The organism is Amniculibacterium aquaticum (assembly GCF_003852705.1).
Taxonomy (GTDB): Bacteria; Bacteroidota; Bacteroidia; order Flavobacteriales; family Weeksellaceae; genus Amniculibacterium; species Amniculibacterium aquaticum.
On sequence record NZ_REFA01000007.1, the window covers coordinates 100,263 to 112,686 of the forward strand.

Sequence of the window (12,424 nt, forward strand, 5' to 3'; positions counted from 1 at the left end):
AAATTAATGATTTAGACGGAAGATTACTAGAGTCCAAAGTTTAAATTCTAAAAAAGCTTACAGTTGAAATATTATATCATTGCCGGAGAAGCTTCTGGGGATCTACACGGAAGTAATTTGATAAAAGCCATTAAAACGAAAGATCAAACCGCAGAATTTCGATTTTGGGGCGGTAACTTGATGCAAGATGCTTCGGGAGAAAAGCCTGTAAAGCACTACCGAGACCTCGCTTTTATGGGTTTTTTGGAAGTGGCAAAAAATATAAAAACCATTTTAGGAAATATTAAATTTTGTAAAAAAGACATTGCGGCTTATGTGCCTGATGTTTTGGTTCTGGTGGATTATCCAGGCTTCAATCTTAGAATTGCTGAATTTGCTAAAAGTCTTGGTATTCGGGTGGTGTATTACATTTCGCCACAACTTTGGGCCTGGAAGGAAGGTCGAGTAGAGACCGTAAAAAAACATGTCGATGAGATGTTGGTGATCTTACCTTTTGAAAAAGATTTTTATAAAAAACACCATTTCAATGCCCAGTTTGTGGGACATCCGCTTTTGGATGCCATAGAGAATCTACCGAAAATTGAAGAGTCCGATTTTAAAGTCAAGCATCGCTTGGATCAGCGAGAGATTATTGCACTCTTGCCGGGATCTAGAAAACAAGAGGTGGAGAAGATGTTGGAGGTTATGCTTTCTGTACGCCCTTTTTTCTCTAATTATCAATTTGTAATCGCTGGCGCTCCGAGTCTTGATAAAGATTTTTACGAAAAATATGTTGACGATCAGGTTCATTTTGTGTCTAACGAAACCTATGATCTTCTCAGATGTTCCAAGGCGGCGTTGGTAACCAGCGGAACGGCAACTTTAGAAACGGCTTTGCTAAATGTTCCGGAAGTGGTGTGCTACAGAAGTTCGGCCGTTTCGTACGAAATCGGAAAGCGATTGGTGAAGAACATCAAGTACATTTCTTTGGTGAATTTGATAATGGATGCCGAAGTCGTGAAAGAGCTCATCCAAAAGGAATTGAATACCGAAAATTTGGTGAAAGAACTGAATTTGGTTTTGAATGAAAATCGCACAAAGATTTTAGACGATTACCAAGTTCTTAAAGAAAAATTGGGCAATCGTGGAGCCAGTGAAAATGCCGCAATAATTATCGTAAACTCTGTTGTGAAATAATTTTTTAAAATAGTGTAATGCAGTGACTTATAATTTTGTAACTTAGTTTTTCTAAAAATCTGGGTTATGAATAGGCAGCCGTTACTCATAGCTTTGTTGGGGTTCATCTTTGGAATATTGTGGGTAGATTCTATCGCAATGTCTCGTTTTGTGGCCTATTTCATCTTATTGTTTTCTATTGTATGTTTGCTTTTGTCGTTGGGCAAAAGTGTAATTTTTAAAAGAATAAAACCGTATGCATTTGCCTTCTTCTTTATGTCGATGGGGATGTTGCTTCATCAATTCAATTCTGAAAAATCAAAACCAGTACCTTTTAATAATCGAGAAAATATCGTTTTTCAAATTGAAAAAAAACTGAACAGTAACGAGAAGTACAAACGATATGAAGTGGAGGTTTTGAAGGTGGGTTCTCGAAAAAATCAAAGCCCTTTCAAGGCCGTGATGTCGGTTTCAAAAGAAGTTCAAAGTCTGGATTTTACCCATTATTACACGGCTGATGCATTTATAAAAGAAATAGAAACTCCAAAATTTGATTTTCTTTTCGACTATGCCAAATACCTTTCCCGGCAAGGCATTTATCACCAAGTTTGGATTGGAGATCGGTTGGAGGCAAGTCCGAAACCCTTGTCGTTTTCGGATCAAATAAAGCAATTTCGACGCTCTTTATTAACCAAAATATCAGAATCCAATCTCAGTCCAAAAACCAAAGAATTTACCAAAGGAATCATTTTAGCAGACCGAACAGAAATGGATGGAGATACGGTTGCTGACTTTACAAGAACCGGGTTGGTGCATATTCTGGCAATTTCCGGCACCCATATGGTGGTTATTTTTTGGTTGGTCTTTTTTGTTTTGAAAATGCTGTTGCCCTTGTCTCAGAAAAAATTAGCCATTGTCTTGTCTTTGGTTTTTATTTGGGCTTTTACCGTGCTTATTGATTTTGGATCATCGGTGGTGCGCAGCTCCATCATGATTACGGCGTACTATATTTTTATTCTGCTGGACAGGAAACCCGATTTGTTGCATGCCGTTTCTTTAGCCGGTTTTATGTTGCTTTTTAACAATACCAATTCCTTGTTCGATGTGGGTTTTCAGTTGAGTTTTATAGCTGTTTTGGGGATTTTTTGGCTGAATAAACCTATTGTTCTCCAATTTCCAAAGCCTAAAAATGAAATTCAAAAATTCATGATTTCATTGTTTGCGGTAAGTCTTAGTGCTCAGTTGGCGACATTGCCTTTGGTTTTGTTTTATTTCCATCAATATTCAGCTTTGTCTCTCGTGGCCAATCTGTTAATTGTTCCTTTTTCAGAAATTCTTATCGTGTTTTCATTGCTGATGACTTTACTTTTTGGCTTGGGTGTACAATTGGAATTTTTAATTAAGATTTTTGATTTTCTGGTTTTGAAGTTGCTGGATGTTATCCATTTCTTTTCAGTAAAAGATTGGGCTTTTCAAGAAAATATTTCCATGTCATTGGTAGAAGTACTTCTGTTGATGGTGATTTTGTTTTTGTTAAAACCCATTTTGGAGAAGAAAAGCTCAAAGCAAATAATGAAAATGTCTTGTTTGATGATTCTTTTTTTGGGATTTCGTTGGACTTTAGATTTTTATTTTTTAGAGAAAAATGAAGTTCTAACACTAGAAAATAGAAAGAAAAATATACTCATTGTTAAAGAAAATTCTAATATTTCGTTTTACATTCCTCAAGAAATGGATAAGGAGCAATTGAAAAAATACATTATTCAGCCTTATTTGTCGTCCAGAAGGATGAGCGAGTATAAGTTGGAGAAATTGCCAAAAGGAGCTTCTAATGTCTTGATAAATGGGAAGTTATATCCTTTGAATTAGCTATCGAATTTTAGTTTTCATGTGTAAATATCTCGCAATTCAAGCAGGGCTTATTTAGAAGCGTTCCAAACTGTATACTTTCTTTGATTTCATTTTTTAGAACTTTAACAAATATTTAACTTTGTAGCTATTAATTCAAATTCAAAAAAAATTAAAAATTATGGCGGGATTAACGAGTTCTACCATTGGTAGAAAGTACGCAATGGCATTGTCTGCAATGTTTTTGCTTGTTTTCCTAATTATGCACCTTTCGGTGAATTTACTGTCGGTTTTCAGTCCAGCTGCCTTCAATGAAGCTTCGACTTTCATGGGATACAATCCTTTGATACAGTTCGTTATGCAGCCTGTTTTGGGATTCGCAGTGATTTTTCACTTCGTAATGGGTATGGTTTTGGAAATGAAGAACAACAAAGCAAGACCTGTAAAATATGCAGTGTCTGGAGCGGCAGCCAACTCTACATGGATGTCTAGAAACATGGGGATTTCCGGTTTGGTAATCTTGGCTTTCTTGGGATTGCACATGTATGATTTTTGGGTACACGAAATGAACTACAAGTATGTTGAGGCTTTGGCTCCCAACCCTGATCGTTTCTGGGAAGAGTTGCACCACAGCTTTGCAAATCCTTTGAGAGTTGCATTTTATTGCATCGCTTTTGTATTGCTTGGTCTGCATTTGGCACACGGATTTCAGTCTTCATTCCAATCCATTGGTGCGAGACATCCAAAGTACACTCCATGCATTAAAAATTTCGGGAAGTGGTATTCTATCCTAATTCCTGCAGGATTCATGTTTGTTGCATTATTTCATTTTTTCACTAAATAATATCCATTAAAGATATGGGAATATTAGATTCAAAAATTCCAGCAGGTCCATTGAAGGACAAATGGACTAATCATAAAGACCACATGAACTTGGTTGCTCCTAACAACCGTGATAAAATTGATATCATTGTTGTAGGAACCGGTTTGGCAGGTGGTTCTGCTGCTGCAACTTTGGCAGAGCAAGGTTACAATGTAAAAGCTTTTTGCTACCAAGATTCACCAAGAAGAGCACACTCTATTGCTGCTCAAGGAGGGATTAACGCTGCAAAAAATTATCAAGGAGACGGTGACTCTACCTATAGATTGTTTTATGATACCATCAAAGGTGGTGATTACAGAGCGAGAGAAGCCAATGTATATCGTTTGGCAGAAGTTTCTGCAAACATCATCGACCAATGTGTAGCGCAAGGCGTTCCTTTTGGTAGAGAATACGGAGGTCAGTTGGACAACCGTTCTTTCGGTGGGGTTCAGGTTAAAAGAACTTTCTATGCAAAAGGACAAACCGGTCAGCAGTTGTTGTTAGGAGCTTATTCTGCAATGAGCCGCCAGATTGGTAAAGGCCGTATCAAAATGTACAACCGTCACGAAATGATGGAATTGGTTTTGGTAGATGGAAAAGCAAGAGGGATTATCGCAAGAAATTTAGTGACTGGAGAAATTGAAAAACACTCTGCACATGCTGTTGTTATCGCATCCGGAGGTTACGGAAATGTTTATTTCCTTTCAACAAATGCAATGGGATCCAACACTTCAGCTGCTTGGAAAATTCACAAAAAAGGAGCTTATTTCGCTAATCCTTGTTATGTACAGATCCACCCGACTTGTATTCCGGTACATGGAACGCAGCAGTCTAAACTGACTTTGATGTCAGAATCTCTTAGAAACTCCGGAAGAATCTGGGTTCCTAAAAAGATTGAAGATGCAGTTGCAATTAGAGAAGGGAAATTGAAACCTCAAGACATAAAAGCGGAAGACAGAGATTACTATTTGGAAAGAAGATATCCGGCTTTCGGTAACTTGGTGCCAAGAGATGTGGCTTCTAGAGCTGCAAAAGAAAGATGTGATGCAGGTTTTGGAATCGAAAACAACGATACCAAAGAAGGAGTTTACTTGGATTTCTCTACCGAAATTCAGAAAAAAGGTAAAGAAGCTGCCATCGAAAAAAATATTCACAACCCGTCCGAGCAACAGATTTACGATCTTGGAAAGGCTTGGGTTGAAGAAAAATACGGTAACCTTTTCGTGATGTACGAAAAAATTACGGCCGACAACCCGTATGTTACTCCAATGAAAATTTATCCTGCAGTACACTACACCATGGGTGGGGTTTGGGTAGATTATAACCTGCAATCGACAATTCCTGGTTGTTTTGTAATTGGTGAGGCCAACTTCTCTGACCACGGAGCGAATAGATTAGGAGCATCTGCTCTTATGCAAGGTCTTGCAGACGGATATTTCGTATTGCCTTATACCATTGCAGATTATCTTTCTGCAGACATCCGTACGGGTGAGATCCCAACCAATTCTCCTGCTTTTGACGAAGCTGAGAAGTCGGTGAAAGACAGAATTAATTTCTTCATTAACAACAAAGGAACTCACTCTGTTGATTATTTCCATAAAAAATTAGGACACATCATGTGGAATAAAGTTGGTATGGGAAGAACTCCGGAAGGTTTGCAAGAAGCCATCAAGGAAATTGAAGAAGTAAGAAAAGATTTCTGGCAAAATGTTCGTGTTCCTGGTGAAGCCAACGAAATGAACATGGAACTGGAAAAAGCATGCAGAGTGGCCGATTTCCTAGAATTGGGACAATTGATGGCCATTGATGCATTGAACAGAAAAGAATCTTGTGGAGGTCACTTCCGTTGGGATCATGCAACTGAGGAAGGTGAGGCAGAAAGAGACGATGTGAACTTTAAATATGTTGCCGCTTGGGAATATAAAGGTGATGATATCAATGCTGAAACCATGCACAAAGAAGACTTGATCTACGAAAATATCGAAGTGAAAACAAGAAGTTATAAATAGAATTATGAAAAATTTAAAAAAAACATATATATTATTAGCTTCAATATTTGGATTAATTTCAATATTTTCTCAAAATATTACTACTCAAGATATAATTAAACCATCTGAAGGAAAATCTTTAGTGTATTTCGTGAGATCTGGAGCTGGATTTGCTTTAAATTTTAGAATTTATGATAAAGATAAATTTTTGGGGGCAGTTTCTGGAAGTAGTTATCTTGTATATGAATGTGAACCTGGAGAACATTTATTTTGGGCTACTTCTGAAAATAGAGATTATGTAGAAGCAAATCTAGCTCCTAATTCGGTATATGTAATTAATGCAGAAGGGCAAATGGGAGCTTTTATTGCCGGGGTTAATTTAAAACCATTAAATCCAAATGAATTTAGTGACAAGAAATTATTTTATAGAGTTATTAAAAATGACACAAAACAAATTTTTAGTAATCCTACTGACAATAAAAGTGAAAATATTAAAAAAGGATTAGAGACATATAATAGCTTAAAAGCTAATAAATCTAGCAAAATACAAATTTTAGATATTTCTTGGAAATTTGAAAATGCTGATAAACCTACTAGAAATTAATCTCCAAAATCATTAAGAAATGAGTGCAAAAAAAGGACTTAATCTGACTCTGAAAATTTGGAGACAGAAAAATAATAAATCAAAAGGTCAGTTCGAGGTTTACAAAGTATCTGATATTTCTACAGATTCATCATTCTTGGAAATGTTGGACATCCTGAACGAAAACCTAGTTAATGAAGGTAAAGAGCCTATCGCTTTCGACCACGACTGTCGTGAAGGGATCTGCGGAATGTGCTCTCTATACATCAACGGTAGAGCTCACGGACCGGATACCGGGATTACCACTTGCCAGTTGCACATGAGAATGTTCAAAGATGGCGAAACCATTACCATCGAACCTTGGAGATCTGCAGCATTCCCGGTTATTAAAGACTTGGTGGTGGACAGATCTGCTTTCGACAGAATTATGGCTGCCGGTGGTTTCGTTTCTGTGAATACTTCTGGAAATACTTTGGATGCCAACGCAATTCCTGTTCCGAAAGAAGATGCCGATAAAGCAATGGATGCCGCAGCATGTATCGGTTGTGGTGCTTGTGTTGCCACTTGTAAAAACGGTTCTGCAGCGCTATTTGTAGGTGCTAAAGTTTCTCAATACGCACTATTGCCTCAAGGTAAAGTAGAAGCGAAGAGAAGAGTACTGAACATGGTGAAGCAAATGGATGAAGAAGGTTTCGGAGCGTGTTCCAACACCGGAGCTTGTGAGGTGGAATGTCCTAAAGGAATTTCCCTAGAAAACATCGCAAGAATGAACAGAGAATATCTTTCTGCTTTTGTAGATAGAGGATAGTTTCTTTTTCAAAATAATTTTAGAACCTTTCGGAATTATCCGGAAGGTTTTTTTATCTTTAAACCAAAATGAAATCTAAAAATGGACATCAAAATCATTAAAAAAAATGAAATACAGCCCCAGATTTGGGAGGGAGGCAAGACTTTTCAGTATTTTATATTCCCCGAACAGTCCAGTTATACGGACAGAAATTTTGATTTTAGAATTTCCTCTGCGACCATAGAGAAGGTGCCTTCTGCATTCACGAGGTTTTCGGGTTATAAAAGATTTTTGGTGATGTTGGATGAAGATCTGAGTATCGAGAAGAATGGAAAACGAGAATATTATCTGGAACACGAAGTTTTTGATTTCGATTCTTCGGACGAGATTCGATCTTTTTCTTTGGGTTCGGATTTTAATTTGATGGTGAAAAAACAACACAAGAAGTTTAGCGTTTTGGTTTCTAAAACCTTTGTCAGCACCAGTGATTTTGTTTTTGTTTTCGCCTTGGTTGGAGCGAAAATCAGTGTAAATAATCAACCATTTACTTTAGAAAAAGGAAATCTATTGATGGTGAACAACAACTCTCGGGAAAGCATCAACCTAAAATCAGAAACTCCTGTAATTTTCGGAGAGATTCATTTTTAAATTGAAGGATGATTTTAGTATTATTGGGAAATTGTTGAATGTTTGTAGTGGTTTTTTAATTTTTTTTCAAAAAAGTTTAAATTTTATTTGCATATTGTTTTTTTTTTTTTTTTGCTTTGTCTTGTTAATCCAGTTGCGCAAAAAAAAATTGACAAAAAAATTAAATTTAAACTTTAAAAAATTAACATTATGAAAAAATTAGCTTTAGGACTGTTACTAACGGTTGGTACAACGGCAAGTATGTTTGCTGGAGACAATATGAACAAATCAACAAAAATAATTAAGGAAAACAAGAATGCTTTATTATCCTGTCTGCACGGTTATAAATTGGTATTGGTTGATTGTGATGGAAAGAAAACCAGTATGAATGTTGGCTCTATGGAAGGTGGTTGTGGTGATAACGAAGACGGATCAATCATTTTTCATGTTTCTTATAAAAACACATGCGGTCCTTGGAAAAGTTTTTCTGAAGCATTGGATCAAATTCAAGATATATTATAAATTATGAAGAAAATTTTCGCTTATTTTTTACTTATTGCATCGGTAACCGTTTATTCTCAAAACACAATTGTTCGGTATGTAGAATATAGAAAAGATGTACAGCAAACCAATGTTTCGTTTTTGATTTACGATGACAAAAGTTCTCTGAATTTCCCAATCTACAACAAAGATTATAAGACATACCAAGAACTGTTGAATGATAAAAGTTATACCGAAGATGAAAGGAATATTAGGAATTACACCAAGAAAGATTTGTATTCCAATGAGTTTTTTGTAGAGAGTGAAGTTGTAAATAAGCCGTTTCTTTACAGGGATGAGATCCCTACCATTAATTGGACCTTTGAAAAAGGGAGTGAGAAAATATTAAATTACGATTGCAATATCGCTACAGCAAAATTTCGAGGGAGAAACTATAAAGTCTGGTACGCTAAAGAAATTCCCGTACCCATAGGGCCATGGAAATTGGGAGGTTTGCCAGGGTTGATTCTGAAAGTAGATGGAGACAAAGGCGAATATACATTCGAAGCCACAGAATTGGTTTTCAACTCAAAGTTACCAAGGCCTCATAAATTTGTCGATCTCTATACCAAGTATTCCAAGTACATCATCCCTTTCAGTAAGTATGTTGAAGTTGAAAATAAATTAAATGAAGAGCAGAGACAGAAAATTATCGCTCAATTACCCAAAAACACCAATTTGACAATATCGTCACCTTCCAGAGAGGGCTTAATCGAATTAGAAATCGAATAATACATACACTTATGAAAACAAAAATATTTTCACTGTTGTTTTTAACAGTTTTTACAGCGCTATCATTTGCAAATTCAAATGAAAACAAAATCCCAACAACAAGGATTATAGAAAAAATAGATGCAGACAATTCTTGCTATCATCAATTTGTTGCAGTGACCGAAGATTGCTATGGTTTTAGATCCTACCAACAATTAGGAGGTAACTCAGGTGATTGTGGGACATCACCAGCCAACTCGACCATAAGACACGAAACGGTTGTTGATGCCTGTGATCATAATGCGGCACAATCATTTTTAATTAAATTAGTAGAAACCATTGTTGATGTAGTGCGATAGTAAGTTTTGAAGCATTTATATTTACTCTTTTTATTATTTTTCCTGAAAGTATCCGCGCAATCAGAGATCAAAGGTCTATTGATGTCGGAGACCAATCATCCTCTTTACCGAGCCAATATCATATTGGCCGACAAAGAGGACAATACCCTAGCTTTCGTCTTTACAAATAAAGACGGAAGTTTTTTATTGAAAACCGACAAGTTCGGAGATATGCAAGTGCAGATAACTGCCGTAGGATATCAAAACAAAAAATTCCCAATTAGGATAATTCGAAAAAATACCGAAATAGATCTGAAAACCATTGTTGTAGATCATAAAAGAGAAAAAGAAATAAAAGAAGTCGTCATAAAACGATCTTCTCCCATTCGGATAAAAAAAGATACCATAGAATATACGACTAAAAACTTTAGCACAGGGACGGAACAAAATGTGGAAGATATTTTGAAAAAATTACCCGGCATAAAAGTGATGAGTGATGGTAAAATAAAAGTGGGTGACAAAGAAGTGGAAAGGGTAATGGTAGAAAACGACGACCTCTTCGAAAAAGGCTACCAAACGCTTACGCAAAATATGCCATCAAAACCTGTGGAAAAAGTTCAGGTGCTGAAAAATTATTCTAAAAATAAACTTTTAAAGGATATAGAAAATTCCGACAGGATTGCCATAAACCTCGTCCTAAAAGAAGATGCCAAAGGAAAATGGTTCGGAAATCTCATTTTGACGTCTACCAGTTTTGAAGAAAATATGCGACAAGGAAAGATCAATATAATGAATTTTTCTAAACGAAAAAAAGTGTATTTTCTGTTGAATGCCAATAACCTAGGACTGAACGAAATGAAAGGGGTAGAGTATCTTATCAGTCCCAATACGGAAAATGAAGCGGAGAATGTTGGGACCGACCTACAGACTTTGTCCATCGTGAATCTCCACCGAAAGAATTTTTCTTTTGAGGACAACAGAACCAATTTTAACAACGACAGACTGGCATCCATCAATTATATTTACAATTTTAAAACGGATTGGAAACTGAAGTTTGTTACCATTTTTAACGAAATCGAAAATAATAACTTTGTTAGTTCATCGTATAAATTCAATTTTAATGGTCAGAGTTTTAATAATTTTGAAGACAAATCTTGGAAGCAAAATAACCAAAACATTGTCGGAAAATTAGAACTTTCTAAGGAATTGAATAAAATATCGAACATTCAATTTTACAATAAAGTGTCTTTTTTGAAAGAAGAGAATGATAATCTTTTCATCTTCAATCAAAATCCCAATCAACAATTGGGCAATAATCGACTTTTTGCCAGTGAAAATCGATTAATTTACACCAGAAAAGTCGATTCTTCTAAGGCTTGGGTTGGAGTTGCAAGGTATATTTTCCAGAACAGACCCTATGATTTCACAGACGAAAACGACAGTTTTGTACATTTGCTAAACCTTCCAGATGCCCAAAAAATAAGGCAAACTATTCAATCTAAAATGAATTTTGCAGGAGCAAAAATCTCTTATATGAAAAAATATTCTGATGAAAACAGTTTGGACATCCAGTTTGGGAATGAATATAGAAACGATGTTTTAAACTCTAGGTTATCTCTTTTTAACTTCAATAATCTTGAAGTTCATTTTGATGATAAAGACTACATCAATCATAATAATTTCTCAAAAAACAACCTTTTTGCCCAAGCTAAATACAGCTACAAATCAAAACAATGGAACTACGATTTTACAGTGCTCAATCAACTAATCTCAACCAACATTAACGGTTCCGAAAATACAGGATACCATCTTTCTCCATCTGCAAGTTTAGGGTACAGGAATAGAAAAGTGGGCAGCTTTAATCTGATGGCAAGTAGAAGTTTTCAGTCGGTTTCCATCAATGATTTGTACACCAATTTTATTTATAGAGGGAATAGGGATATTCAGAGAAGTACGATTGATAGAGTGGTTCTGCCGAATTTTAATCTTGGATTTTCATACAATCTTGGCGATCAACTCTCACAATATCTTAGTTGGGATATTCATTATATAAAAAATGAGAACTCCATCTCTCATAACATGATTGTTGATCAGAGTTATGTTATCAACCAGTCCATTCTTGTGAAAAACAATTACAATGTGTCTTCTAATTTGGAGTTGATGAAATATCTGAAATTCATTAAGTCCAGGTTTAGTCTTTTGGGTTCTTATAACAAATCGATATATCAAAATTCGGTTAATAATCAGCCTCTACTCCAATCTCAATTTGAAACCGTTAAACTTGGTTTTGAGATGAAATCGGGTTGGGTAAAAAAAATAAATTATGAATTAGGCTTCGATTGGATTTTCAGTAGTTTGGTTTCTGATGCCAATTCCAATTCGTATATCGACCAAAAAGGTTACTTCAATTTGTATTATAATTTTAGTCCATTGTTTCGTTTAGAATCGAAATTGGAGTATTATAAAAACGGTAATACCGATCAAAAAGTCATACAATTTTGGGATGTTAAACTAAATTACAATTGGAAAAAGCACAATATGACTTTGTTTTTACTTGCGAATAACATCCTTAATGCCAGCAGTATTCAAAGATTTTCCATAACCAATATTAGCGAAAGTAGATATACCCAAAAACTCTTGCCAAGACATTTTGTGTTAGGGATCAATGTGAATTTTTAATTTGATAGGCTATTTTGACATTGATGATGGTTATTGAAATGTTTTGAAGATTTTTTTAAATATTTCAAAAAAAGTTTAAATTTTATTTGCGTATTGTTTTTTTTTTTTTTTTTGCTTTGTCTTGTTAATCCAAATGCGCAAAGAAATTAATAAGACATTTAAACTTTAAAAAATTAACATTGAACTTGTTTAATGTTTCCTAATCAAAATACAACAGAATGCGAGCAGATGAAAATCCCTCCAATGTTTTTCTTTAGTTTCATATCGTATTAATAGCGCTTTAAAGCTATCTATCCAAGCGTTCAT

11 protein-coding genes are annotated in these 12,424 nt (G+C 35.4%); all 11 read left to right on the plus strand.

Annotation, left to right across the window (positions count from 1 at the left end; translation table 11 throughout):
- Positions 1–63 precede the first annotated feature (63 nt).
- The 11 genes from lpxB (at position 64) to EIY84_RS04740 (ending at position 12,118) form a co-directional block, all read left to right on the plus strand.
- Positions 64–1,176: a lipid-A-disaccharide synthase gene (gene lpxB / locus EIY84_RS04690; protein WP_124640749.1), complete on the plus strand. Its 1,113-nt coding sequence runs from the start codon at positions 64–66 to the stop codon at positions 1,174–1,176.
- A gap of 66 nt (positions 1,177–1,242) precedes the next feature.
- The gene (locus EIY84_RS04695; protein ID WP_124640750.1) at positions 1,243–3,024 is read left to right on the plus strand and encodes a ComEC/Rec2 family competence protein; all 1,782 of its coding nucleotides are present in this window, start codon (positions 1,243–1,245) and stop codon (positions 3,022–3,024) included.
- A gap of 160 nt (positions 3,025–3,184) precedes the next feature.
- Positions 3,185–3,847, plus strand: coding sequence for a succinate dehydrogenase cytochrome b subunit (locus tag EIY84_RS04700; protein ID WP_124640751.1), 663 nt, complete (start codon positions 3,185–3,187; stop codon positions 3,845–3,847).
- A 14-nt stretch (positions 3,848–3,861) separates the two neighbouring features.
- Positions 3,862–5,874, plus strand: a complete 2,013-nt coding sequence (locus EIY84_RS04705; RefSeq protein ID WP_124640752.1) for a fumarate reductase/succinate dehydrogenase flavoprotein subunit — start codon at positions 3,862–3,864, stop codon at positions 5,872–5,874.
- Between the two features lie 4 nt (positions 5,875–5,878).
- A complete protein-coding gene (locus EIY84_RS04710; RefSeq protein ID WP_124640753.1) occupies positions 5,879–6,457 on the plus strand; it encodes a hypothetical protein in 579 nt (192 codons plus the stop codon).
- A 19-nt stretch (positions 6,458–6,476) separates the two neighbouring features.
- A complete protein-coding gene (locus tag EIY84_RS04715) occupies positions 6,477–7,244 on the plus strand; it encodes a succinate dehydrogenase/fumarate reductase iron-sulfur subunit (protein WP_124640754.1) in 768 nt (255 codons plus the stop codon).
- Between the two features lie 81 nt (positions 7,245–7,325).
- Positions 7,326–7,871 (plus strand): HutD family protein, encoded by a 546-nt coding sequence (locus tag EIY84_RS04720; protein ID WP_124640755.1) that lies wholly within the window; start codon positions 7,326–7,328, stop codon positions 7,869–7,871.
- A gap of 189 nt (positions 7,872–8,060) precedes the next feature.
- Positions 8,061–8,372 (plus strand): hypothetical protein, encoded by a 312-nt coding sequence (locus EIY84_RS04725; RefSeq protein WP_124640756.1) that lies wholly within the window; start codon positions 8,061–8,063, stop codon positions 8,370–8,372.
- Positions 8,373–8,375: 3 nt separating this feature from the next.
- Complete coding sequence (locus EIY84_RS04730) at positions 8,376–9,122, plus strand: GLPGLI family protein (protein ID WP_124640757.1); 747 nt, start codon at positions 8,376–8,378, stop codon at positions 9,120–9,122.
- Between the two features lie 11 nt (positions 9,123–9,133).
- Positions 9,134–9,460: a hypothetical protein gene (locus EIY84_RS04735; RefSeq protein ID WP_124640758.1), complete on the plus strand. Its 327-nt coding sequence runs from the start codon at positions 9,134–9,136 to the stop codon at positions 9,458–9,460.
- Positions 9,461–9,541: 81 nt separating this feature from the next.
- Entirely contained in the window at positions 9,542–12,118 is a 2,577-nt protein-coding gene (locus EIY84_RS04740; RefSeq protein WP_124640759.1) for a TonB-dependent receptor, read from the plus strand.
- Positions 12,119–12,424: the final 306 nt, after the last annotated feature.